The sequence below is a fragment of the Centipeda noxia ATCC 43541 genome, from assembly GCF_000160555.1.
GTDB classification, from domain to species: Bacteria; Bacillota; Negativicutes; order Selenomonadales; family Selenomonadaceae; genus Centipeda; species Centipeda noxia.
In genome coordinates, this window is the sequence record NZ_GG749279.1 from 109793 (window position 1) to 133139 (window position 23347).

Genomic DNA, 23347 nt, shown 5'->3' on the forward strand with positions numbered 1-23347 from the left:
TAGGATTTTTTAGGGTGGCTTTGTGCCGCCCTTTTCTATTTCCCGGATGATGTATATGAATCCGAACCAGGAGGTGTTCTTGCCATAAGCAGGGAATCTTTGCGAATCAATGAGGAAATCCATATCCGTGAGGTGCGTGTCACCAGTGCGGAGGGAGAACAGCTTGGCATCATGCTGACGCGCGATGCCCTACGTATGGCGGAGGAGCAGCATCTTGACTTGGTCGAGGTAGCGCCGAATGCAAAACCGCCTGTTTGCCGCATTATGGACTTTGGGAAGTTCCGTTATGAGCAGCAGAAGCGCGAGAAAGAAGCCAAAAAGAAGCAAAAGACCATCAGCATCAAAGAGGTCAAGCTGCGTCCGAACATCGATGAGCATGACTTTAATGTCAAGCTGAAGAATGCGCTTCGTTTCGTCGAAGAGGGCAACAAGGTCAAGGTGACAATTATGTTCCGCGGAAGAGAACTGTCTCATCCGGAACTTGGACGCGTGGTTCTCGACCGTGTTTCCGATCGGTTGGGCGATCTCGTAACCGTTGAGCGCGGCGCAAAGCTTGAAGGGAAGAACATGACTATGATTCTTTCCCCGAAGGCACAGAAGCCTGCCAAGGCGGCAAAACCTGCAAAACAGGAAAATAAAGGAGGAAATGACGATGCCGAAGATTAAAACACGCCGTGCCGCAGCAAAGCGCTTCAGCGTAACTGGGAGCGGAGAATTCCGCCGGAATAAGGCGTATAAGAGACATATTCTGGAGAAAAAGACGCCGAAGCGCAAGCGTAATCTGCGCAAAGCTGCGCTTGCCGATACGTCGGATTACAAGCGCATCCGCAAGATGCTCCCCTACGCATAATCGGGGCAAAAGAAAAACCCGTATGTGGGTAGGAACGAGGAGGAATCAAAATGCCAAGAGTAAAGAGCGGTGTCACAGCACATCGTCGTCATAAGAAGATCCTGAAGCTCGCGAAGGGGTATCGCGGCGCACGCAGCAAGCAGTTCAAGAAGGCAAATGAGACCGTCATGAAGGCGCTCTACTATGCGCGCCGTGACCGTCGTGCGAAGAAGGGAACATTCCGCCGCCTCTGGATCGTGCGCATTAATGCTGCCGCACGTGCGAACGGCATCTCATACAGCCGCCTGATGGCCGGGCTGACGAATGCTGGTGTTGAGGTCAACCGCAAGATGCTTGCAGATCTTGCCGTCGCCGATGCGGCTGCCTTCACACAGCTCGTCAACGTGGCGAAGGAAAACCAGTAAGAAGAGATGGAGCCTAATGAATCCCAAGATTCATTGGGTTCCTTTTTTGCTATGAATCAAATACAAAGAATTACCAGCGCGTCGAACCCTCTTATACGGCTGACATCTGCCGTTGTACACGTACATCGCCGCGCGGCAAAAGAAGGGCTGTTCACCGCAGAAGGGCTGCGCCTTGCGGAGATGGCGGCAGTTTCCAACTGGAAGATTCGATGTGCATTTCTGACAGAGAATGCTGTGGCAGGGGAGCGCGCGCAGGCACTGCTGAGAATACTCGCTGCACGGAGGGCACCTGTCGCCCTCATCCCGGAGACAATGTTTTCAAACTTATCCGAGACCGAGAGCCAGCAGGGGATACTTCTCCTGATGGAACGGGGAAAAAATATGTCGCTGCGGGAACTCGTCAGGCAGAGGAACGATGTCGATCCACCGCTCTATATTGTGCTTGACCGCGTCCAGGATCCCGGCAATGTCGGGACAATCCTGCGTACGGCAGATGCGGCGGGCGCATCCGGTGTCATTCTCCTGCGCGGATCCGCCGATGTATACAGCGGCAAGGTTGTGCGTGCAACGATGGGGGCACTCTTTCATGTGCCTTTTGCAGAAGGAATTGCGGTGATGGAACTGATGGATTTCGTCCGTTCTGAGAGGGTCACCCTTTGTGCCGCCGCGTGTGATGACGGGGCATGCATGCATTATGCCGCAGATTTGCGCCAACCTCTTGTTATTGTATTCGGAAATGAAGCAAACGGCGTATCAGAGGAACTTTTGGCCGCTTCAGAGCACATCTATATACCGATGTGCGGCAGTGCCGAGTCGCTCAATGTATCCGCTGCAGTGGCTGCCGTCCTATATGAGGCGATGCGGCAGCGTTTCTATACGGAAGGCGTATGATAAAAGGGGTGCCGCACATTGTGCAGCACCCCTTGTGCATTCTGTTCTGATCTACTTTGGCAGGAGAGCGAGCAGGCGCTCCTTTGAGACCATTCCGATCAATTCGTCAACAGGTTCCCCATCCTTAAAGAGGATGATATGGGGAAGGCTCATTACTTCATATTTTCCGGCGATGTCCTGGGCTCCATCCACATTGATTTTGCAGATTTTAATATCCTTGCGCTCTTCGGCAAGTTCTTTCAGGATTGGGGTGAGCATGAGGCAGGGCGTACACCAGTCCGCCCAGAAATCGACAACAACCCATTGATCCGCCTGCAATACCTCAGCTTCAAATGTTTTTCCTGTCACCTCTGCAACAGCCATGACATCCAACTCCTTCGCATTATTTTATGATCCTCGCAGTCATCATAATCAAAAGGAAAATTTTTTTCAAGAGTTTTCGGAGCAAGACTTTTTTTGAAATTTGCTTCCCATTGATTGAGAAGGATGACATGTCTCTATTTTCCTAGCTGCGGCGTACTCTCCACGGATTGTTCGGTTGCGTGTGCCTGCGAAAAGGTATATAATATCGAGGACAGGGGAATCATATTCGCATCGTACATTTGAGAACAGAAAAGTGAGGAAGGGAATATGAGCGGAAAGAAGAGGATCTCGTTGAGCCCTGTGCTGAAGCAGCATAAGTTCATCTTTGATCTGATGAAAAATACGACGTCCGATTTCACCTTTATGATGGACCCGGCTGCCGATATCTTTCTTGCTGCACCGGCATTCGTCCAAACATATGGCCTCCCTGCAGAGACTTTAGTGCATGTTGCGGATGTCTTGGAACCTCTCGTCTATATCCAAGATCGAAAACCTCTGGAGGCCCTCTTTTCTTCGCTGGATCATCTGACAGAGGGACGGGATCGCCAGCTGGATTTCCGCATGCGCGACGCGAAAGGGGATTTTTCATGGCTGCGTTTGAAGGGAAGGCTCGGTTTTGCCGGGGATGGCACGCCGAACCTTTTCGTCGGGACGATCAGCCAGCTTGCGCGGCGCAGCGCGGCAGATTCTGTGACAGGTCTCCTCAATCGCTATCAATTCATTGAGGATCTTGGAACTGCCCTGCGTACGGCACGCGAGACAGGCGGCGGAGGCGGACTTCTCGTTATGGGGATCGACAATTTCCGTACCGTCAACGAGGCGTTTAATCACGAGGTCGGAGATATTATTCTGCGGCAGCTCTCAGAGCGTATTCTCCAGAATATTCCGCGGAAACTCTCGCTCTATCGATTGGACGGCGACGAATTCGGACTCATATACCCAGATGCAGATGAAGAGATGCTCAAGGAGTTCTTTGCCCGTGTACAGCGTGAATTCGCGCATCCTCAGGTCTATGACGGGCGTCAGTATATCGTCACTGTGTCGGCCGGCATGGTGTTCTATCCGCAGTCAGCGCGCGATCCCCTGGTTCTGCACAAATACGCGCAGGCTGCATTGGATGCGGCGAAGGCCGGCGGGAAGAACCGCATCAATGAGTTCTCAAAAGAGGTCTATAACCGTTGGCTGCGCTCGCTTACCATTCAGGAGCAGATTTTGCAGGATGTGAAGGCGGGCTGCCGCAATTTCGAACTTTACTTTCAGCCGCAAGTGGCAGGCGACGATCAGCACTTGGTCGGAGCTGAGACTCTGTTGCGCTGGAAAAACAACAAGGGGCGCATGGTTGCTCCGATGGAGTTTATCCGGATTCTCGAGGAGACCAAGACGATTGTGCCGGTAGGCCGCTGGATCTTCGAGCAGGCGCTGCGTGTCTGCAAGGAATGGAGAAAGCAGATTCCAAATTTCTGCATGAGCATCAATATGAGCTATGAGCAGATCAAGGACCTATCGCTCCTTGAGTTTGTGGAGGACTGCCTGCGGCGGCACGATATGCCGGCGGATGCAGTGGTGCTCGAGCTGACGGAGAGCAAGATTGTCAGCGATCTGAAATTCGTCAATGCACAGTTTGATGCATTCCGCAGACGCGGCATCAAGGTTGCCATGGATGACTTCGGGACGGGCTATTCATCGCTGTCCTCACTTAAGAACCTCAACTGTGACATCGTCAAGATTGACCGCGCGTTTGTCATGCGAATCCTTGAGAATCATTTCGATCGGAAGTTGGTCGAGTATACAGTCGATCTTTGCCACAGCATTGGCATGACGACATGCATTGAGGGTGTTGAACGGCAGGATGAATACGACTGCCTTGTCAAGATATGCAAGACAGATACGATCCAGGGGTATCTCTTTGGTCGTCCCGAACCGCAGGATATATTCGAACAGAAATTTTTAGGTATGTGAATGGCAAGAGAAAAAACGGGGGAAGGGCTTACTCTCCTCGGGGAACAGCGGACAAATTACGGCTATGATTATGCGCCCGAGGCGCTTGAGACCTTCCGGAACAAACATACAGATTATGATTACTGGGTGCGCTTCAACTGCCCTGAGTTTACGACGCTCTGCCCGATTACCGGACAGCCGGATTACGGGACGATTTACATCTCCTATATGCCGGCAGAGCGCATGGTCGAGAGCAAGTCGCTGAAGCTCTATCTAGTGAGCTTTCGCAATCATGGAGACTTTCACGAAGATGTGGTAAATATCATCATGAAAGATCTCATTCAGTTAATGGCTCCGAAATATATCGAAGTGCAGGGGAAGTTTCTGCCGCGCGGCGGGATTTCCATCGATCCCTATGCGAACTACGGCATTCCGGGGACGAAGTACGAGGAGCTGGCATGGACTCGCCTCTCTATGCATGACCGTGTACCAGAACGGGTGGATAATCGCTGATGGCGCACCAGAAACGAATTGCCCTCATCAACGACATCACGGGATTCGGCCGTTGTTCCGTGACGGTGCAGCTTCCTCTGATCTCAGCGATGCGCGTGCAGGCATGTCCGCTCCCGACGGCGATACTTTCCGTGCATACGGGATTCCCGAATCACTATCTCGACGATTATACGGCGCGTATGCGCCCCTATATGGAAAATTGGGCAGAAAACGGACTGACTTTCGATGCTCTGCTGACAGGGTTTCTCGGTTCGGAGGAGCAGATCGAGGTCGTGCTTGAGTGCATTCGCCGTTTTAAGGGGAAGGATACCGAGGTTATTGTCGATCCCGTCATGGGAGACAACGGTAAGCTCTATTCTTCCTATACACCGGAACTCTGTGCGAAGATGCGGCAGCTGCTTCCGCATGCGGATGTAGTGACGCCGAATCTCACGGAGGCGTGTCAGCTGCTGGGGGTCCCGTATCCGCCGGGGGGATTGGTGTCTATGCCTGCGCTTGAAAAGATGGCGGCAGACATTGCGGCGATGGGACCGCGCGATGTCATCATCACGGGCCTTCACGCGGGGGATCGGGTGCGGACCTATCTCTATGGAAACGGCAGAGGCCATTCTTTTGACAATGCAAAGGTCGGCCATGATCGATCCGGTTCCGGCGATGCGTTTGCGGCGATTGTTGCGGCCGCACTCGTGCGCGGTATGCCGCTTGCGGAGGGGGCACAGGTTGCTGCAGATTTCATTGGGCACTGCCTTCTCTATGCTGAGGAGCTTGGCCTGCCGTGGAACTATGGACTTCCGTTTGAAGCGTTTATGGGTGAGCTTACGGTGCTGTGAGTGTCTTTGCATGCAAAAGCTGCCGCGATGCGGCAGCTTTTCTCATATCTGTGTATGATTAGGAGTATATGTTATGATTGTATATGCAACACATGCGGGAGGCCGTTATCTCCCGATGGAAGAGAGCCTTCGCGAGCAGCCGGAGGGGAAGCGTGCCGTCTATGTCAATATTACGAATGACTGCAACTGCGACTGCGTTTTTTGCCTGCGCAGTATGAAGGAGATGGCGCGGGAATCCTCGCTCTGGATCGAACATGATCCGAGTCTCCCCGAGATTGTCGAGGAGCTTGAGCGCCTGCCGTGGCAATATGTGCGCGAGGTGGTGTGCTGCGGATTCGGCGAGCCGCTGATCCGCCTTGACACGGTACTTTCCGTATTGCGCTGGGTCAAGGAACATCATCCGGATATGCCGACGCGCGTTAATACGAACGGCCTCGGCGAACTGGAACACGGATATGTATTTGCTGATCAATTTGCGGGTCTGCTCGATACCGTCTCGATCAGTCTCAATGCTTCCAATGCGGAACGCTATCTCGCGCTCACGCGTTCGAGATTCGGCATCTCCTCCTATGAGGCAATGCTCACATTTGCCGAGCACTGTAAGCCATACGTGCCGAATGTCGTGCTCACGGTGGTGGAAAAGGTCGAGGATGCAGAGGAGATCGCCCTTTGCCGAAGGATCTGTGCAGAGCGCGGGCTGACTCTGCGCGTTCGTCCTTATGAGGACAGTTGACGGGACTGCGCTCTTTGCGCGTGCTAAAATATAGATTTTTTGAGATGGATATGGTAAACTGATTGTTGATATTTTTGTATAAGAGACAGAGTAAGTCCCGACAGAGGATATGATTTCGTGCGCATACAGGAGGACGATATGGACGAGAAAATCAGAGAACTCAAGGCGCGTGCCCGCGCTGCGATTGCAGACACGGCGAGCAGTCTTGGCGAACTCAATGATATTCGCGTGAAATTTCTGGGAAAAAAGGGAGAGATCACGTCGCTTCTGCGCAGTATGAGTGCGGTTGCGGAGGAGGAGCGTCCGCGCATCGGTAAGATCGTCAACGAAGCGCGTGCCGAACTCGAGGCGCTGTTCACGGAAAAATCTGAGGAGCTCTCGCGCCGTGCGCTTGCGGAAAAGATTGCCTCTGAGCAAATTGATGTGACACTGCCGGGACGTACGGAGCAGGTCGGGCATCTCCATCCGCTGACGATTACGCTGAACCGCATCAAGAAGATCTTTCTGCAGATGGGATTCACCATCGAGGAAGGCCCTGAGATCGAGAGTGATTACTATAACTTTGAGGCGCTGAACCTGCCGAAGGATCATCCCGCGCGCGATATGCAGGACTCGTTCTATATCACGGAGGATATTCTCCTGCGGTCGCAGACTTCGCCTGTCCAGGCGCGTACGATGCAAAAGAGCGAGCCAAATGCCCCGATTCGCATGATTGCGCCTGGGCGTGTTTATCGCCGCGATTCATATGATGCAACGCATTCGCCAATGTTTACGCAGGTAGAGGGGCTTGTGATCGACCGAGGGATCTCCTTTGCCGATCTCAAGGGAACGCTTGAACTTTGCCTCCATCAGCTTTTTGATGCGGAGGCAAAGGTGCGCTTTCGACCAAGCTTTTTCCCGTTCACGGAACCCTCAACAGAAGTCGATATCTCTTGCTCCTCCTGTCATGGCACAGGATGTCGTGTGTGTAAGGGGACGGGATGGCTTGAGATCCTCGGTGCAGGTATGGTACACCCGAATGTCCTTCGTATGAGCGGCTACGATCCCGAGCAGGTATCCGGGTTCGCATTCGGTATGGGCGTCGAGCGCATTGCGATGCTCGCCTACGGTGTGGATGATCTGCGCCTGTTCTATGACAACGATGTGCGGTTTTTACATCAGTTTTAAGGAGGCGATACAATGCAGGTTTCCATCAAATGGCTGAAAGACTATGTGGATATTGATGAGACAGCGGAGGAAATTGCAGATCGCCTCACGATGGCAGGTGTCCCCGTGGAGCGCATCGTACGTGCAGATGAAGGGCTGGAAAAAGTCATCACAGGGCGCATCGAAAAGATCGTACCGCATCCGGATTCCGATCATCTGCTCATCTGTCAGCTGAACATCGGTCGAGATGATCTCCTCCAGATTGTTACCGGCGCGTCGAATGTGCGCGAAGGACATGTCGTTCCCGTCGCTCTGGTCGGCTCGATTCTTCCCGATGGGAAGAAGATTTCAAAGGGGAAGCTGCGCGGCATTCCTTCAAACGGAATGATGTGCTCGGCGGGGGAACTCGCGATTGATATCGAAGGACTGCCCGATGAGCAGATTCACGGGATCTATATCCTGCCGGATGACACACCTGTCGGGATTCCCGCAGCAGAGGCGCTTGGGCTGGACGATGTCGTGCTTGAGTTCGAGCTGACGGCGAATCGTGCAGACTGCTTCAGCGTGATTGGGATTGCACGTGAGATTGCAGCACTGACCGGAAAAGAACTGCATCTCCCGAAGATTGAGGTAGGAGAGACGGCCGAGGATAATGCCTCTGATCTCGTCACGATTCAAATTGCAGACGCGGATCTCTGTCGGCGCTTTTCGGCGCGTGTCCTGCGTGATGTGAAGATTGCCCCATCGCCTGCATGGATTGTGGATCGCCTGCACGGCGCGGGTATTCGTTCGATCAATAATGTCGTCGATGTTACGAACTTTGTCATGCTCGAGCTCGGTCAGCCTCTTCACGCCTATGACTACGACGCTGTTGCCGGACATATCCTCACGGCTCGCCGTGCGCATGCGGGGGAAAATCTTCATACACTCGACGACTCCGCACGTACAGCTGTCGGCGATGAGTTGGTGATTGCCGACAGTGAAAAGCCCGCCGGACTTGCAGGCATTATGGGCGGTCTGGAATCTGAGATTACAGACGGGACAACCTCCGTCATTCTGGAAGCTGCGGCCTTCCATGGACCGACGATCCGGCGTACAGCACGCCGCATTGGGCTTCACTCTGAGGCTTCCGGCCGCTTTGAACGAGGTGTTGATGAGACCGAGACCGTGCGCGCGGCAACGCGAGCTGCACAGCTCCTTGCGGAGATGGGAGCATGCACGGTAGCAAAGGGCGTTGTCGATATCTATCCGACGCGTCGCGTCCCGACAGTACTTGAGTTCAGCGCACGCACGGTCGGGGAGCGCATCGGTGCGAATATCCCCGGCGACTGGATGGCATCCGCGCTCCGCTCGCTCGGGTTCATTGTTGAGGAGAAGGCGCTTGAGACCTATCGCGTCGCCGTTCCTTCGTGGCGCGGAGACGTGACGATGATGGAGGATATCTCTGAGGAGGTTGCACGCTTCTACGGATATGATAACATCGCTTCACGTCTGCCCATGGGCGCTGTTCAGCAAGGACGTACGAGTGAGATGCAGGATTTCGTCGATGCCATGCGTGAGTCGCTTTGTGCACTCGGCATGACGGAAGAACTGTCATTTAGTTTTACCAGCGAAAAAACACTCGACAAACTCGGCGTCCCTCCGGACAGCCCGCTGCGTCAGGCAATCCCGATTATGAATCCACTGACCGATGAATATCCGCTCATTCGGACGACGCTCCTTACCAGCATGCTTGAGAATGCAGCACGCAATGTTGCGCGCAAGAATACAGATCTCCGTCTCTTTGATATTGCGCCGGTATTTTTTCCGAAGGCACTGCCTGTCACGGAACTTGTTCACGAAAAACTCAAGATCGCGGGTCTCATTACGGGACGCCGCAGCCCGATCGCGTGGGATACGAGCAATGATCTGGTCGATTTCTACGACATGAAGGGCATTGTGGAGCGCTTCCTCGCGGCGATCGGCGTGCAGAAATATACCGTGGAACGCGGCGAGCACTTTGCCCTGCATCCCGGCAAGACAGCCTTCTTTAAGAAGGGCCGTGATGTAATCGCTGTGGTCGGGGAGCTGCATCCGACGATTGCCGCGAATTTTGGAATCGCACAGAACGTTTATATCTTTGAGATGGATGCGGAGACGCTTCTGCGCTATCGCAGGAAAAAGACCGTGATCGCGGCCCTGCCGAAGTATCCGGCATCGACCCGTGATCTTGCGATTCTTGTCGATGCCGACCTCACGACATCGGAGATCGATCGCGTGATCGCCAAGAATGGCGGGAAATTTTTCCGCAGCGCGACGCTGTTTGATATTTATATGGGCAAGCAGGTCGCAGAGGGGAAAAAGAGCATGGCATTCCATCTGTATTTCCAGTCGGATGATAAGACGCTGACTGACGAGGAAGTGGACGCGGCATTTTCTGATATCCTGCGTGCGGCAGAGGAGCAGCTGCACGCGCAGCTTCGATAGAAGGCGGTGTGAGCCATGGCTGAGGAGAAAAAGGAAATACAACGGGTCGTCGTTGAGATGTTCGGGCAGAGTTACCAGCTCAAGACGGATGAGCCGGAACGCCTCAAACGTCTTGCGGCGGAGAGTGATCGACGCATCAAGGCAATGTCGAAGAAGGTGCGAAGTTTCGATGTGCAGCGCATTGCCTCTCTTACCGTTCTCCAGATGATGGACGAATATGAGCAGCTCCAACGCGACTATGATGAGCTCGTTCAGCTGCTCGAGGAAAAGTAACAGGCATAAAAACAGGCTGCGATGGAATATTTCCATCGCAGCCTGTTTTTGCTTTACCGAAGATTGAAGCTGATCTTTGTGGTGACCGGTAGCGCTGCACCGGTGGGATTTGGAAAGGTACCGACAGCGTATGCTGCATTGACTGCTGCCTCGTCAAGCAAACTGTTTCCTGAAGATGAGGCAACCGATACATTTGTGATCACGCCGGAGGCGCTAATTGTGGTGATAATCGTCGTTGTGCCCTCGATCTGGCGCTTCATAGCCATGTAGGGATATTCCTTGTTCGCATTGACTGCGGCCCAGAAGCCTTCTTTATCAAAAGGAACATTGCCCGTGCCGGAGACATTGCCGTTGCCCGACCCTTGACCTGCTCCAGAGCCCTCGCCGACGCCCTGACCGTCGCCTGTACCGTCGCCGCTGCCCGTTCCTGACCCCGAGCCGTTGCCGCCGCCGCTCCCGCTGCCGCTGCCGGGTTCACCCCCAGTTGATGTTCCTGTTGAGGAGGCTGCGGATGGTGTTGACGCAGATGACTGCGTGGGCGGAGAGACGGCATCCTGTACCGGTGCCACAGTCTCAGATACAGGATGTACCGTTGGCATGGTCTGCTGTACCGTCTCGACACGTTTTGCTACTTCCTCTGCCTTGAGCGGTTCGGGGAAGAGGCTCTCACTGCCCCCGCCGCCCCCGGCATGACCGCTGCCCTGGCTGAAATCAGAAGCCTGCAGGTCGATCTCATACGTCTGCTGCTCTTTTTCGGCAACAACGACGGCAAGACCGATCGCGAGCAGCAGGAAGATCACGAGATGTATGACGGCAGAGACGATATAGGCTTTACTCCATGAGAGTTGCTGCTCCATATATCTATCCCTTCTGTTCTGCGGCGATCGAGAGCCGTTTTACCCCCGCTCCTTTGAGCATATCCATTACGGCGACCACCTGACCGTGTGCCGTGCGCTTATCTGCCTGCAGGACGACCGCAGCGTTCGGGTTCTCCTGCATATGACGTTTCATGATTGCCGCGGACTCTGTGATGCTCACGGGATTGTTGTCGATTGTGATATGACCTTCCTCATCAAGCGTCATAATGATCGGCAGCTGCGCCGGGGCAGTTGCACTTTGCGCCTGCGGGAGCTGAACGGCAAGAGCCTTTTGTGCGACTGTCTGCAGGCTGTTCATCATAAAGAAGACGAGCAGGAAGAAAATAATGTCGATCATCGGGATGATCATGAACTCCGGCTTCTTTTTCAGTCGATGATTGCTAAAATTCATCGTTCCTCCCAGCTTTCTTTTTTCGCAGTGACAATTGTTGCGCAGAGACGCTCTGTATCCGTGACGACAGCATCGAGCTGATGGCTGAAGTAGGTGTAGACGCAGAATGCAATGATGGCAACGCAAAGACCCGTTGCCGTTGCAACGAGTGCCTCACCGACACCACCCGTGATCGCTCCTGCGCCGCCGCCTTCATCGAGGACACTGAATGTCTGGATCATACCTGTAACCGTACCGAGCAGCCCGAGCAGAGGGGCAATCGTGACGATTGCGCTCAGGTAGTCGAGATAGCGGCGGAAGTTGATTGCCTCCATGGACATGCGGTCCGAGAATGCGCCCTTCATCGCTGTCTCTGTGCCGGCATTCTCTATGCCGCTCTCAACGATGCGGCTGACTGCGGAAGGGAACTCTTTGCAGAGCTTGCCGATCGTATCCCAGTCCTTTTGTACAGCGGCGTGATAGACACCGTGGAAGAACGTGCGCGAACCTTTGCGATTGATGCGGTAATAGTAGAAGCGCTCCACAGCAATCGCAAATGTGATCAGCGAGAGAATCAGCAGGGGATACATAACCAGTCCGCCGCTGTGAAAGAGGTGTACTGCACTTTCGAAACCTGACATATGTTGTTGCTCCTTTATAGAATTTAGAATGTCATGCGCATACCGAAGCGGTAGATGCGCCCTGCCATACCAAGGTATGGATCGTATTGATTGAACAGATTCGTGATGCCGGCGTAGAACGTGAGGAAGTGGTGATAGTCCTTTTCGATCATGAGATTCCACAGGCCGTAGTTCTTCTCGCGGGCGACTTTCTCACGGGTGAAGCCGTGCTCAATATCGCCTCGCATGTAAGTTTTTGCATCGCCTTCATTCCGGAATACACGATATACTTCTCCTGTATTTGGATCGGTAAACTCGAGATGCTCCATTGCTCCGGCGCCGCCAAAGATGCGTCCCGTTGCGACGCGGTCGCGGATATCGAGGTAGTTCCGCGTATAGTCGCCCCAGAGGGTAGCGCGCCAGCCGTGTTTACGGTCATCGTAGGTCATCGTGAGGTTGAACATATGGCGGCCGCGCCCCTCCAGGCGGTTGCCGGTCTGGCGGTCATAGGCGTCGAGATAGGTATAGCCTGCCTTTATATTGAAATCTCGAGACATCTGGTGCGAAACCTCCGCCTCAATGCCCTGCGTGCGTGCCTTTGAAATATTTGCATAGGTATAGACATCATCCGTAGCCGGAATACCGCTTGCATAAGAGGAGTCGTCAATCACATTGTTTTCGATGTCCGTCCAGTTGTTTGCTGCTTGAAGTGCTGCTGCAAGATCATCATAGCTGCTGAACCCCCAAGGGTCCGGATATCGTATATGCGTATCATAATAGGTGCGTCCATAGAGATTCTTACTCTCTTTTTCTCCCGTATACATGATCTGCATATAGTCTTTGTAATCGTTGCGGAAGAGTGTAATCTTCGCACTCGTCTTTTTGTCGAAATCCTTTTCAACGGAGATATCCATATTGAGCGCCTTCTCAGGCTTGAGCTCGGGATTGCCTTCGAACAGCCATCCGTTGCGGATCGGCGGTGAAGGGTTCAGGGAGGGCTCATACATCTCCCAGTCATGGTAGAGTTCAGCAATGCCGCCTGTGGCAAAGCTCGTTCCGATGTTTGCCTTGATGCGGACGTTGCTCTGCGGCTTATACGTTGCGCCGATGGATGGTGAGACGTTTACGCCGAAATGACTGTGGTTCGTGTAACGCATGGCAGGAATTACGAGCAGTTTCTTGCCGACCTGCCAGTCATCCATAATATAGGCGCTGTAGTAGTTGAGCGAGGTCTCATAGATATCGCCGGTGTAAGACCGTATATTCGGATCGGACGGATCGCTTGGATTGGGGAAGGTGTAGAGCCTTGTCTGCTGAGATGGCGTTTGTCCCGGGACGCGAATGCGTGTCCCTTCGCCGCTCTCATCATGATAGTCTGCACCGAGAGTCACGTAGTGCTTATCATGCGCCATAATCCCCGCCGACGCCTCCAGGACATTATCCACGCGATTGAAATAATCAAAGTAGAAATGGCGGTAGGGAACGCCGGGCTTGCCGAAGACATCATAATTCACATCGGAGTCATGTTCCGTTTGATAGGCGCGTATACGGTAATCCACGCGATTGGTCTGCTTTTTCCAGTCGACACTGAAGTTATTGCGCCATGCGTCTTCAAATGCTTTCATATCTATGATTCTGCCCAGCGGAGTATCCTTCTCCAAGTCCTCCGTCTGCCGATCAGCAGAAATTGTCAGAGTCTCATTTTTGCCAATATTGAACTCGACGCGTGCGCTCATCGGATTACGCTTTCCGTAGTACTGCATGGACGAGCCGTCCTTATCGTAAAGATACGGCGCAGTCTTGCTCCAGCCATAGGAGAAGTCCATATAGGTGCCGCCGCCAAGATCGCCGGTCGAGTAGCCAATACTGTGGTTGTACTGGCTGCCGCCCGCATCGATCCACGAGCCCTCGGTTGTGAGACGAATCCTCCGTTTGTGCGAGATCTTTGTGATGATGTTGATGACGCCGCCGATGGCATCCGCGCCATAGCGTGCTGTACCAGAACCGCGGATGATCTCGATGTGATCAATGTCATCGAGTCCGATGCGGTTGATTTCATCTGTCGCACCATAATATTTGCTCAGCCCTCCCGCAAGTCTGCGGCCATCGACAAGAATGAGGGTGTGACGAGGTTCTGCGCCGCGGATGCCGACAGTCTTGCGGCCCATGTTGTCCGTTCCCATCTGGATGTCCTGTTCTGCAGCGAGCGCGTCCGAGAGTGTGCGTGCCCCCTTGCGGTCAAGGTCGGCGCGGGAGATGATGGTCTTCGTCTCGGGCGCTTCCTTGAGCATCTCTTTATCAAAGTCCGCTTCCACGTGAATATCTTTGGTTGAGACGTTTGATGTATCCTCCTCCGGAATGTCTTCTGATGCATAGGCATATGGTGAACTAAGGCAAGCAAGTACGGCGGCTGTCAGTACGGCGGCTCTTCCTTGACATATTTTGCCTTTGAACGACATTTTTTTATCCTCCTATAAATGAAGAAAAGATTGAATACCATTATCATTATAGGGGGATAGGGGGATATGTCAATTAAAATACTTTAATAATTATACCAGTGCATTTTGACAATGCAACCTTTTTTTATTATACTGAAAAAGTTGAGGAACACAGTATGAAGCGGTGATCCTGCAAGATATTTATACGAGGGGAGGTGAATATTTGTTACTTGAACGTGTATTACGTTTTTTTGTTGTTCTCCTTATGGCAATTGTCGGCGGAACGCTCTTTGAGCTTGCCGTGCCGACTGCAAATGATTATTTTTCAGCGCCGTTATGGCATACGGAACTTGGAATCTTCGGACTCACGCTTGCGGGGCTCCTCTGCATTCTCACCGGTACGATTCTGGGCGGTATCATTGGCTATCCTCTCGCGCCGTTCTTTACGGGACGTCTCAAACGTTTCTCAGTGTGGGTAGAGGGACAGCTGGGCAAGATGCCGACACGCGATGTCATTGCCGGGGCGATCGGACTTTTCATCGGACTCATCATTGCACGCCTGTTGGGCGATTCGTTTTCTACGATTCCTATCGTCGGCGATTACATTCCCATTGTGTTCAGCGTTGTGCTCGGCTACCTCGGCGTCCACATCATGGTCAAGAAACAGCAGGAAATTACGGAGGCGTTTGACTTTATTCCGCGTTTCCTGCGCGAGATGACGCGCATCCGTGAGGGGCGTGTTCCGGCACCGCTTCCGGTGCAGATGCGAGACGGACAAACGGAACGCCAGTATAAACTGCTCGATACGAGCGTCATCATCGACGGCCGCATCGCGGATATCTGTGAGACAGGCTTCCTTGAAGGAACGCTGCTCATTCCGGTCTTTGTCCTCGAAGAGCTGCAGCATATCGCGGATTCTCCGGACTCTCTCAAGCGCGTCCGCGGGCGCCGGGGGCTCGACGTTCTGCAAAAGATCCGTAAAGAATCGCGTATGAAGGTGGAGATCACTGAGGCAGACTTTGAGGATATCACAGAGGTTGACTCCAAACTTCTTCAGCTGGCGCAGGAAGTCGGCGGCAAGATTATCACGAATGATTTCAACTTGAACAAGGTCGCGCAGCTGCGCGGCGTTTCTGTACTCAATATCAATGCGCTCTCCAATGCAGTGAAGCCAGTTGCTATTCCGGGCGATTTGATGACGGTGCAGATTGTCCGTCCGGGAAAAGAGCATGGACAGGGGCTTGCCTATCTCGATGACGGGACCATGATCGTTGTAGACGGCGGGTTCCGCTGTATGAATGAGGTTGTCTCTGTCGAGGTGACGTCGGCGCTCCAAACGGCTGCAGGCCGTATGATCTTTGCAAAATTGACGCGGTAATCGCCAGGCGCACAGGAGGATATTATGGTTAGTGTGGTCTTCCCGGCGGCGGGTCAGGCGCATCGGATGCAGGCGGGACTGAATAAAGTCTTTCTGACTCTTGCTGGGAAGCCGATGCTTCTTCGCACGCTGCTCACATTTTCCAAAGTGCCAGAGGTCGGAGAGCTGATTATCGCCGTCGGCGCGGATGAGGTGGAACCGGTTACGAATCTTCTCAGCCGCGTCAAGGGGCTTGCTCCGTGGCAGGTCGTTGAGGGCGGTTCTGAGCGCCAGTATTCTATTCGCAACGGATTGAAACTTGTGTCAGAGGAAGCAGATATCGTTCTGGTACATGACGCGGCGCGCCCGCTCATCCGGCGTGAAACGATCGAGGAGCTCATCCGCGTCGTGCGTGCCGAGGGCGCAGCGATTGTCGCTGTGCCGGAGAAGAATACGATCAAGATCGCCTCTGAGGATGCCCTTGTTGTTTCTACGCCGCCGCGCAGCACTCTTTGGCAGGTGCAGACCCCGCAGGGGTTTCGCAAGGATCTTCTGATCGAGGCGAATCGGCGTGCGGACGAGGATAACTTTCTCGGGACGGACGACGCGAGCCTTGTAGAGCGCATCGGCGCGAAGGTTCACATTGTCAAAGGAGAATACAGCAACATCAAAGTAACCACGCCTGAGGACATGATCATTGCGGAGGCAATTCTGCGCAATGATATGGGCGCGGGAGAACTGATGAAGACTGCCGTGCATGAGGCAAAACGTCTGCTTGGCGGGGTCGTTCGGCGGCGAAAGGGGGACGGGGAATGACGAGATTTGGGATCGGCTACGATGTCCACCGTCTGGTTGACGGACGAAGACTTATTCTAGGCGGGGTAGATATTCCGTATGAAAAGGGCCTGCTCGGGCACTCGGATGCAGATGTGCTTCTGCACGCCGTTTCGGATGCCTTGCTTGGTGCAGCGGCGCTTGGGGATATCGGAAAGCATTTTCCCGATACCGATGTGCGTTTTGCAGGCGCAGACAGCGGAAAACTGCTCGAGGAGACTGCTCGTCTCGTACGAGCCGAGGGCTATGCCATTGGCAATGTGGATGCAACAGTTGTAGCTCAGGCACCGAAACTCCAGCAGTATATTCCGATGATGCGCGATAATCTTGCACGCTTCCTCGGCCTTGATGCAGGAGATGTCAATGTTAAGGCGACGACAGAAGAGAAGCTCGGATTCACGGGCGCAGGTGAAGGGATGTCCGCCTATGCTGTTGCAGGCATAGAGCGTATATAGAGTATGTGTTATGGAGGTAGTAGTATGGAAAATCAGCTGAAGAAACTGCTGGGGATTGAGGTTCCTATTATTCAGGGCGGCATGGCATGGATTTCGGAGGCAAATCTTGCCTCTGCAGTCTCGAATGCGGGAGGCGCAGGCATCATCTCGACAGGCGGCCGCACAACGGAGTATACGCGGGATGAGATTCGCCGCTGCCGCACGCTGACGGATCGCCCGTTTGGCGTGAACGTCATGCTTATGGCACCGAATAGGGATGAGATCGTCGATGTTATCTGCGAGGAAAAGCCGGCATTCGTTACGCTCGGTGCGGGCAATCCCGTTCCCTATTTTGAAAAACTCCATGCTGCCGGGGTAAAGGTTATCCCTGTTGTTCCGAGCGTGAAGCTTGCGAAGCGTGTGGAGGAAAAGGGCGCGGATGCCATCGTTGTAGAGGGGATGGAAGCCGGCGGACACATCGGCGTACTCTCGACGATGCCGCTGATGGAACAGGTTATCCCGGAGGTTTCTCTGCCGGTCATTATGGCAGGCGGTTTCGGCGACGGACGGGGGCTCGCAGCAGCACTCCTCATGGGGGCCGCAGGTGTTCAGATGGGAACGCGCTTCCTTGTCGCCGAGGAATGTGTCGTACATCCGAATGTGAAGGCAAAACTCATTGAAGCCGTGGATACGGATACAATTGTCACAGGCATCACTATCGGCGGCGCGGTACGCGGCGTCAAGAATAAATTTTCTGAGGAATTCGTTGCGCTCGAGTATTCGGGCAAGGCGACGAAAGAGGAACTGTTGGACCGTGCAACGGGGACGAACAAGCTTGCCGCGGTGGACGGAGATGTTGTCAACGGTATGGTACAGGCGGGAGAGACGCTGACCCTTCTGCGCAGCATTGAGCCGACGCGCGTCATCATTGAGCGCATTGTGCGCGAGGCACGCGAGACGCTTGCACACGCCAAATCGATTGAGATTTAAGGGGTAAAACAAGGGAATGGGCACGGACGAACTGACACGGATTCATGAACTCGCGAAGCGGGTAACGCTTCTCGAAAAGATGGTGCTGCGTCAGCAGAGCCGCATTGATGAACTGGTGCAGAGCATAGAGCGTGCAGCGGACAATAAGAACCGTCCGCTGTCCATGCGGGCAGATGCGACGCAAAGCGCTGGGGACCGTGCGGCAGAGGAAAATACTACCGCCGTACGTGCCGTTCCCTCTGTAAGCGATCTCCTGGATGAGGAGATGAAGCATGAGCTGACACATGCCTACACGGCATCCCCGGTTCAGCAGCAGGAGCCACCTTGGGACAGAGCTGCGAGTGCGATGGAACGGGCAGCGGGGAGCTATGCGAGAGCAACAGGCGGCAAGGAGCCGATGCAGAGCGACCGTGCAAAACAGAACGAAGCCGCACGCAGGAAAATCGCCGAAGAAACATTGGAACAGATTCCCGTGCATGAGCTGCGTGAGCGCACGCCTGCCGAACGGGCATCAGACTATATGCGGGACTATAATGCACTCTACGATGTGCCGGGGACGATGTTCCAAAAGAAGAGGGCGCAGGATGACTTTATCAAGCTCTATGAAGTGCTGGGCCTGCGCTGTACGAATATGCAGCTGCGCCTGAGCCGCCCTGAGCTGGAGCCTCGTTTTGTTGCCGTTACGCCGACGCGTGACGCTGATTTTTGGGGGATGCCTCTCGGCAACAACCTTTTTGCCGTTGTGCCGAATCCGTTTCTCGTCTATGGCGAAGAGATGCATATGGCGGGCGGTATGCGCGAAGCATTCAATTCCAACTATCGCGCGGGGAATACCTACGGTCGGTTTACGGTCAAGGAAACGGCGACGTTCCAATTCGGCACGATTGGAAAGGTGTTCAAGAAAGGACAGCTTGAAGCTGAGATATAGCAGCAAAAAAATAAGGCAGAGATCTCTGCCTTATTTTTTATGCGTGTCCGCGTACCTGCCGACCTGCGCCTGCGCCGTCAATGGCGACGGCGACACCGGTTTCGGCAAAGGTTTTCATATCGTTTACAACATGAAGAGCAGCGCGGACGATTTCTGTGCCTAGGATGCCGGCGATTCCCGCAGGCATCTCCGTATCCGCTGTGAGCATGTCCGGAACGATGTGCAGAATGTATGGACGGAGCGACGAATTCGTGCCGGCGTACTTACGCGCGACGCGATCCGACTGTGTGTCGCCGGGCAGGATGAGGCTGCCGGCTTCTGCTGCTCCGTTGATTGCCCCGGCAAGAGCATCATCGCCTGCGCCCGCCGCGCCGAGAATGAGGAGCGGATGGCTGCGGGCCAGGGTATCTGCCGCTCTGCGCGCTGCGTTCGATGCAGACATATTTTTCGGGGTGGAGAGAAGATATACGGAGATATGCGTATCGGCGGTTATTGCAGAGAGAATTTTGCTGAGATCTGCTGAGAACAGCTTCCCATCCGCAAGTATAAGGAGCGCTGCTCCCAGATCAGAAGGGGGGCATTCACGGCCGGTAGTCCCTGCAAGCTGCACGGCAATCCGTTCGAGATAACCAAGGCTGTGAATCGGTTTTGCCAGGTTGTCCAGCCGGTATTGACATGCTTCCATCGCAGATGCGCTCGGTGGCGCGAATGTGACCGTGGTTTTTTCTTCCTGTGGGCAAAGAGACGGACATGGAAAGTTGAACGGGGGGGAGAGAGGAGATCCTTCTTTGGCTTCGTCCAATATGTCCCATATCTTTATCATTTGTGTGAGCATGCGGAGCGCAATGGAGGAGCCTGCCGCTTCGCTCAGACGAATATCGAGACGCAGGATGGGGGAGAGACTGAGACGACGTAGTGCATGGGGCTGCGAATGTTCTGTCAGCGATGCGTGTGAGGCGAGGAGATAATGAACGCAGTTCGGAGCAAGAGCGTGGGCAATCAGCGCCGCAGAGGTGGTATTTGCACCGTCAAGCACGATGAGCATTCGTCGTGCGGCGGCGCCCAGGATGAGGCCGGCGATGCAGCCGAGCTCGAAGCCACCGACCTTTGCCAGAACGTCCAGACCATCGTGCGCATCGGGAGCGTTTACGGTGAGGGCGCGGCGGACGATTTCAATCTTGTGTGCCAGACGTCTGTCCGAGATGTTCGCGCCGCGTCCCGTGACCTCCTCGGGAGTGAGCTCCAGCAATGCGGCGACGATCGCCGCACTCGAAGTCGTATTGGAGATGCCCATTTCGCCCGGCAGGATACAGCGATCGCCGTGATCAGCACGGTCATTTGCGAGAGCGATTCCCGCTTCGACGGAACGAATTGCCTGTGCGCGGGTCATGGCAGGTCCTGCCGTCATATTTGCGGTTCCGCGTGCAATGCTCTTGTGCAGGAGTCCTGGAATATCTGACGTATCGGCGTTTACACCGAGATCAGCAACAATAAGCTGTGCATTCGCATAATTGGCTACGGCGTTGGCCGCGCCCCCGCGGGTGATGAGATAGTTGCACATCATGTTGAGCGTGGTCTCAGGGGGGTAGGCGCTGACACTTTCGGCGGCGACGCCGTGATCGGCGCAGGAGATGATGACGCTTGTCTGCGGCGGGGCAGGATGGCGCTCGCCTGTGATGCGGATATAACGGAGCAGTACCTCTTTCAGGCGGCCGAAGTTCATGCTTGTATGTGTTGTGAGAACGGTATCGACGGTATGGGGAAGTGCCGCATCCGGGATTTTTATGGATGAAATTGTCTGTTCTAAAAGATTCATGCGTGTGCCTTTTCCTTTTTGATGCGTTTCAAAGAGAGACCGATGCGTTCGCGTTCCTCGTCAACGCTGATAATCATGACATCAAGTGCATCGCCGACAGACAGTATGTCAAGTGGATGACGCACGCGGCGGCAGCTCATCTCGGAGATGTGAAGGAGTCCTGCCTGCTTGAGCCCGATGTCAATGAATGCACCAAAGTCTGTGATGTTGCGGACAGTTCCCGGCAGAATGGTGCCGATGGCGAGATCGGAGAGCTTCACGATGTTCTGCCGCATGAGCGGCGCGGGGAGTTCCTCACGCGGATCACGGCCGGGACGAGCGATTGCCCGCAGGATATCCGTTACGGTTGGGATGCCTGCACCCAGTTTTTTGGCCAAGCCGGCAGGCTCCGCCCGTGCTGTTTTGAGCGCGAGAGCTGGGAACTTTGCCCGGTCGCGTAGATCATCCTCTGCAGTGCCGAGCTCCGCGAGAATGGCACGCGCGAGTTCGTAAGACTCGGGGTGGACGGCAGTGCCGTCGAGCGGCGTTTCTCCTCCGTAGATGCGCAGGAAGCCTGCACATTGAGTGAAGGCTGCATCGCCGAGACGGGATACTTTATGGAGTGCCTTTCGATTGGTAAATCTGCCGTTTTTATTACGGTAGGCGACAATGTTCTTTGCAACCGCGGCATTGATGCCTGCAATCCGCCTCAGCAATGCGGGAGAAGCGGTGTTCAGGTCAACACCGACATGGTTTACGGCATCTTCTACGGCGGCATCCAGACGTTCTTTCAGTTCTTTTTGGCTGACGTCATGTTGATACTGTCCGACGCCGATTGCCTGTGGATCGATTTTGACGAGCTCCGCGAGCGGATCCTGCACGCGGCGGGCAATGGAGACTGCGCCGCGGATTGTGACATCATAGGAGGGGAGTTCCTCTTTCGCCAGCTGGGAGGCGGAGTAGACGGAAGCGCCCGCTTCGTTTGTAATGAGGTAGTGCACATCTTTGAGCTTATTGTCACGAATCAACGCCGCGACAAATTGCTCCGTCTCGTAGGAGGCTGTACCGTTGCCGATGGAGATGAGCGTAACGCCGTGTGTTTTGATGAACTTTTGGACAGACAGCGCCGCTGCTTTGCGCTCTCCTTCACTCTTTGTAATTTGTATAACACCGCTCGCGAGAACATTGCCTGTGGCGTCAACAACTGCCATTTTGCAGCCCGTACGATAGCCGGGATCAAGACCAAGAACTGTATGTCCCGCGAGCGGCGGCTGAAGGAGCAGCTGGCGCAGGTTGCGTCCGAACAGCTTGATGGCCTTTTCTTCGGCAAGTTCTGTCAGCTGTGCGCGCAGCTCACGCTCGAGCGAAGGAACAAGAAGACGTTTATAACCGTCCTCAATTGCCGTGCGCAGTTCTGCTGAGAAGATTGACGGGTGCCGGCAGATCCTCCCGCAGATCCACTCGATATACGCCTCATGATCAACAGAAATGCGGACGGTGAGGCATCTTTTCCGCTCTCCGCGGTTAATTGCGAGAATGCGATGTGAGGGCAGAGTGCGTACCGGCTCACTGTATCCGTCGTACATCTGAAACACATGTGCATCCTCCGCTTTTACATCAAGGGCTGTCTCGAGCAATGCGTTTTTCCAGAATTTTTCACGAATAAGGCGGCGCAGTTCTGCGTCGTCCGTGACGGTCTCGGCAATAATGTCGCGCGCGCCGGCAAGAGCATCGGCAGGGGAAGGTACCTCCTTTTCCGCGCTTACAAATGGTGCGGCGTATTGCTCCGGTGTGCCGTGCATTTCACTCTGCAGCAGGATGGCGTCGGCAAGCTGCTCAAGACCGCGTGCCCGTGCAATGGATGCGCGCGTATGTTTTTTCTGTTTGTAAGGACGGTAGAGGTCTTCAAGGGACTGAAGTTTTTGTGCGGTTTCAATCGCCTCGCGCAGTGCATCGGTCATTTTCCCCTGCTCCTCAATGCGCGCGATGATCTCCTCCTGCCGCTTGACGAGACTGCGCAGATACGTCAAGCGTGCCGCGATGCGGCGCAGTATCTCATCATCGAGGGAGCCGGTGGCTTCTTTGCGATAACGCGCAATAAACGGAATGGTATTGCCGTCATCGAGCAGCGCAACGACAGATGCTGCCTGCTGCGGACGAATGGAGAGCTCGTCTGCAATCGCGGAGGGGATATCGGAGATGCGCATGGAATCAAACCTTTCTCGACTGAAATATTCCTCATTATAGCATGATTTTAACAAGACGCAAAAAGTGAGATGAATTCGCATATGGGGGA

23 protein-coding genes are annotated in these 23347 nt (G+C 54.3%); 16 read left to right on the forward strand and 7 right to left on the reverse strand.

The features are described from left to right. The first annotated feature begins 99 nt into the window (after window positions 1-99). From infC to HMPREF7545_RS01965, 4 genes are read left to right on the forward strand one after another with little or no spacing between them, the layout of a single operon-like run. Complete coding sequence (infC, locus tag HMPREF7545_RS01950) at window positions 100-666, forward strand: translation initiation factor IF-3 (protein WP_006693987.1); 567 nt, start codon at window positions 100-102, stop codon at window positions 664-666. Further along, on the forward strand, window positions 653-850 hold the full coding sequence (rpmI, locus tag HMPREF7545_RS01955; protein WP_006693988.1) for a 50S ribosomal protein L35: 198 nt from the start codon (window positions 653-655) through the stop codon (window positions 848-850). Before infC ends, rpmI begins: the two co-directional genes overlap by 14 nt. A gap of 50 nt (window positions 851-900) precedes the next feature. Next, window positions 901-1254 carry a 50S ribosomal protein L20 gene (rplT, locus tag HMPREF7545_RS01960; RefSeq protein ID WP_006693989.1) on the forward strand — a complete coding sequence of 118 codons (354 nt, stop codon included), beginning with the start codon at window positions 901-903 and terminating at the stop codon, window positions 1252-1254. 51 nt (window positions 1255-1305) lie between these two features. Further along, complete coding sequence (locus HMPREF7545_RS01965) at window positions 1306-2145, forward strand: TrmH family RNA methyltransferase (protein WP_040571177.1); 840 nt, start codon at window positions 1306-1308, stop codon at window positions 2143-2145. 51 nt (window positions 2146-2196) lie between these two features. Here HMPREF7545_RS01965 and trxA read toward each other — a convergent pair whose 3' ends face one another. Continuing rightward, a complete protein-coding gene (gene trxA, locus HMPREF7545_RS01970; RefSeq protein WP_006693991.1) occupies window positions 2197-2508 on the reverse strand; it encodes a thioredoxin in 312 nt (103 codons plus the stop codon). A 267-nt stretch (window positions 2509-2775) separates the two neighbouring features. Here trxA and HMPREF7545_RS01975 point away from each other — a divergent pair, with 267 nt between their 5' ends. The 7 genes from HMPREF7545_RS01975 to HMPREF7545_RS02005 all read left to right on the forward strand — a co-directional run bounded on the left by HMPREF7545_RS01975 (window position 2776) and on the right by HMPREF7545_RS02005 (window position 10407). Beyond that, window positions 2776-4467 carry a putative bifunctional diguanylate cyclase/phosphodiesterase gene (locus tag HMPREF7545_RS01975; protein WP_006693993.1) on the forward strand — a complete coding sequence of 564 codons (1692 nt, stop codon included), beginning with the start codon at window positions 2776-2778 and terminating at the stop codon, window positions 4465-4467. Then, window positions 4468-4959, forward strand: coding sequence for a preQ(1) synthase (gene queF / locus HMPREF7545_RS01980; protein ID WP_006693994.1), 492 nt, complete (start codon window positions 4468-4470; stop codon window positions 4957-4959). Next, on the forward strand, window positions 4959-5789 hold the full coding sequence (locus HMPREF7545_RS01985; RefSeq protein WP_006693995.1) for a pyridoxamine kinase: 831 nt from the start codon (window positions 4959-4961) through the stop codon (window positions 5787-5789). The genes queF and HMPREF7545_RS01985 overlap by 1 nt, the downstream gene beginning before the upstream one ends. Window positions 5790-5862: 73 nt before the next feature. Further along, on the forward strand, window positions 5863-6522 hold the full coding sequence (locus tag HMPREF7545_RS01990) for a TatD family nuclease-associated radical SAM protein (RefSeq protein WP_040571132.1): 660 nt from the start codon (window positions 5863-5865) through the stop codon (window positions 6520-6522). Between the two features lie 138 nt (window positions 6523-6660). Then, window positions 6661-7689, forward strand: coding sequence for a phenylalanine--tRNA ligase subunit alpha (pheS, locus tag HMPREF7545_RS01995; RefSeq protein ID WP_040571133.1), 1029 nt, complete (start codon window positions 6661-6663; stop codon window positions 7687-7689). 12 nt (window positions 7690-7701) lie between these two features. Further along, a complete protein-coding gene (gene pheT, locus HMPREF7545_RS02000; RefSeq protein ID WP_006693998.1) occupies window positions 7702-10134 on the forward strand; it encodes a phenylalanine--tRNA ligase subunit beta in 2433 nt (810 codons plus the stop codon). 15 nt (window positions 10135-10149) lie between these two features. Further along, window positions 10150-10407: a cell division protein ZapA gene (locus HMPREF7545_RS02005; protein WP_006693999.1), complete on the forward strand. Its 258-nt coding sequence runs from the start codon at window positions 10150-10152 to the stop codon at window positions 10405-10407. Window positions 10408-10460: 53 nt separating this feature from the next. Here the strand turns inward: HMPREF7545_RS02005 and HMPREF7545_RS02010 are convergent, their stop codons facing one another. Genes HMPREF7545_RS02010 through HMPREF7545_RS02025 form a run of 4 tightly spaced genes read right to left on the reverse strand, consistent with a single transcriptional unit; the run spans window position 10461 to window position 14734 of the window. Then, window positions 10461-11264, reverse strand: coding sequence for a TonB family protein (locus tag HMPREF7545_RS02010; protein WP_006694000.1), 804 nt, complete (start codon window positions 11262-11264; stop codon window positions 10461-10463). Between the two features lie 4 nt (window positions 11265-11268). Then, entirely contained in the window at window positions 11269-11676 is a 408-nt protein-coding gene (locus tag HMPREF7545_RS02015; protein WP_006694001.1) for an ExbD/TolR family protein, read from the reverse strand. Beyond that, on the reverse strand, window positions 11673-12296 hold the full coding sequence (locus HMPREF7545_RS02020) for a MotA/TolQ/ExbB proton channel family protein (RefSeq protein WP_006694002.1): 624 nt from the start codon (window positions 12294-12296) through the stop codon (window positions 11673-11675). Before HMPREF7545_RS02020 ends, HMPREF7545_RS02015 begins: the two co-directional genes overlap by 4 nt. Window positions 12297-12319: 23 nt before the next feature. Then, window positions 12320-14734 carry a TonB-dependent receptor plug domain-containing protein gene (locus HMPREF7545_RS02025; protein ID WP_006694003.1) on the reverse strand — a complete coding sequence of 805 codons (2415 nt, stop codon included), beginning with the start codon at window positions 14732-14734 and terminating at the stop codon, window positions 12320-12322. 202 nt (window positions 14735-14936) lie between these two features. On the opposite strand from HMPREF7545_RS02025, the gene HMPREF7545_RS02030 reads away from it, so the two are divergent. Genes HMPREF7545_RS02030 through HMPREF7545_RS02050 form a run of 5 tightly spaced genes read left to right on the forward strand, consistent with a single transcriptional unit; the run spans window position 14937 to window position 19256 of the window. Beyond that, on the forward strand, window positions 14937-16091 hold the full coding sequence (locus tag HMPREF7545_RS02030; protein ID WP_006696335.1) for a PIN/TRAM domain-containing protein: 1155 nt from the start codon (window positions 14937-14939) through the stop codon (window positions 16089-16091). A gap of 24 nt (window positions 16092-16115) precedes the next feature. Next, window positions 16116-16886 carry a 2-C-methyl-D-erythritol 4-phosphate cytidylyltransferase gene (gene ispD, locus HMPREF7545_RS02035; RefSeq protein ID WP_006694005.1) on the forward strand — a complete coding sequence of 257 codons (771 nt, stop codon included), beginning with the start codon at window positions 16116-16118 and terminating at the stop codon, window positions 16884-16886. Next, complete coding sequence (ispF, locus tag HMPREF7545_RS02040; RefSeq protein WP_006694006.1) at window positions 16883-17359, forward strand: 2-C-methyl-D-erythritol 2,4-cyclodiphosphate synthase; 477 nt, start codon at window positions 16883-16885, stop codon at window positions 17357-17359. The genes ispD and ispF overlap by 4 nt, the downstream gene beginning before the upstream one ends. Before the next feature lie 24 nt (window positions 17360-17383). Further along, window positions 17384-18328, forward strand: coding sequence for a nitronate monooxygenase (locus HMPREF7545_RS02045; RefSeq protein ID WP_006694007.1), 945 nt, complete (start codon window positions 17384-17386; stop codon window positions 18326-18328). Between the two features lie 16 nt (window positions 18329-18344). Continuing rightward, complete coding sequence (locus tag HMPREF7545_RS02050) at window positions 18345-19256, forward strand: hypothetical protein (RefSeq protein ID WP_006694008.1); 912 nt, start codon at window positions 18345-18347, stop codon at window positions 19254-19256. 37 nt (window positions 19257-19293) lie between these two features. Here the strand turns inward: HMPREF7545_RS02050 and HMPREF7545_RS02055 are convergent, their stop codons facing one another. Continuing rightward, a complete protein-coding gene (locus HMPREF7545_RS02055) occupies window positions 19294-21072 on the reverse strand; it encodes a nicotinate-nucleotide--dimethylbenzimidazole phosphoribosyltransferase (protein WP_006694009.1) in 1779 nt (592 codons plus the stop codon). After that, entirely contained in the window at window positions 21069-23258 is a 2190-nt protein-coding gene (locus tag HMPREF7545_RS02060; RefSeq protein ID WP_006694010.1) for a Tex family protein, read from the reverse strand. The genes HMPREF7545_RS02055 and HMPREF7545_RS02060 overlap by 4 nt, the downstream gene beginning before the upstream one ends. Between the last annotated feature and the right edge of the window lie 89 nt (window positions 23259-23347).

Excerpts from the sequence above, each read along its gene's own strand:
- rpmI (WP_006693988.1), top strand. The coding sequence starts at position 653 with ATGCCGAAGATTAAAACACGCCGTGCCGCAGCAAAGCGCTTCAGCGTA.
- rplT (WP_006693989.1), top strand. The coding sequence starts at position 901 with ATGCCAAGAGTAAAGAGCGGTGTCACAGCACATCGTCGTCATAAGAAG.
- HMPREF7545_RS01965 (WP_040571177.1), top strand. The coding sequence starts at position 1,306 with ATGAATCAAATACAAAGAATTACCAGCGCGTCGAACCCTCTTATACGG.
- trxA (WP_006693991.1), bottom strand. The coding sequence starts at position 2,508 with ATGGCTGTTGCAGAGGTGACAGGAAAAACATTTGAAGCTGAGGTATTG.
- HMPREF7545_RS01975 (WP_006693993.1), top strand. The coding sequence starts at position 2,776 with ATGAGCGGAAAGAAGAGGATCTCGTTGAGCCCTGTGCTGAAGCAGCAT.
- queF (WP_006693994.1), top strand. The coding sequence starts at position 4,468 with ATGGCAAGAGAAAAAACGGGGGAAGGGCTTACTCTCCTCGGGGAACAG.
- HMPREF7545_RS01985 (WP_006693995.1), top strand. The coding sequence starts at position 4,959 with ATGGCGCACCAGAAACGAATTGCCCTCATCAACGACATCACGGGATTC.
- HMPREF7545_RS01990 (WP_040571132.1), top strand. The coding sequence starts at position 5,863 with ATGATTGTATATGCAACACATGCGGGAGGCCGTTATCTCCCGATGGAA.
- pheS (WP_040571133.1), top strand. The coding sequence starts at position 6,661 with ATGGACGAGAAAATCAGAGAACTCAAGGCGCGTGCCCGCGCTGCGATT.
- pheT (WP_006693998.1), top strand. The coding sequence starts at position 7,702 with ATGCAGGTTTCCATCAAATGGCTGAAAGACTATGTGGATATTGATGAG.
- HMPREF7545_RS02005 (WP_006693999.1), top strand. The coding sequence starts at position 10,150 with ATGGCTGAGGAGAAAAAGGAAATACAACGGGTCGTCGTTGAGATGTTC.
- HMPREF7545_RS02010 (WP_006694000.1), bottom strand. The coding sequence starts at position 11,264 with ATGGAGCAGCAACTCTCATGGAGTAAAGCCTATATCGTCTCTGCCGTC.
- HMPREF7545_RS02015 (WP_006694001.1), bottom strand. The coding sequence starts at position 11,676 with ATGAATTTTAGCAATCATCGACTGAAAAAGAAGCCGGAGTTCATGATC.
- HMPREF7545_RS02020 (WP_006694002.1), bottom strand. The coding sequence starts at position 12,296 with ATGTCAGGTTTCGAAAGTGCAGTACACCTCTTTCACAGCGGCGGACTG.
- HMPREF7545_RS02025 (WP_006694003.1), bottom strand. The coding sequence starts at position 14,734 with ATGTCGTTCAAAGGCAAAATATGTCAAGGAAGAGCCGCCGTACTGACA.
- ispD (WP_006694005.1), top strand. The coding sequence starts at position 16,116 with ATGGTTAGTGTGGTCTTCCCGGCGGCGGGTCAGGCGCATCGGATGCAG.
- ispF (WP_006694006.1), top strand. The coding sequence starts at position 16,883 with ATGACGAGATTTGGGATCGGCTACGATGTCCACCGTCTGGTTGACGGA.
- HMPREF7545_RS02045 (WP_006694007.1), top strand. The coding sequence starts at position 17,384 with ATGGAAAATCAGCTGAAGAAACTGCTGGGGATTGAGGTTCCTATTATT.
- HMPREF7545_RS02050 (WP_006694008.1), top strand. The coding sequence starts at position 18,345 with ATGGGCACGGACGAACTGACACGGATTCATGAACTCGCGAAGCGGGTA.
- HMPREF7545_RS02055 (WP_006694009.1), bottom strand. The coding sequence starts at position 21,072 with ATGAATCTTTTAGAACAGACAATTTCATCCATAAAAATCCCGGATGCG.
- HMPREF7545_RS02060 (WP_006694010.1), bottom strand. The coding sequence starts at position 23,258 with ATGCGCATCTCCGATATCCCCTCCGCGATTGCAGACGAGCTCTCCATT.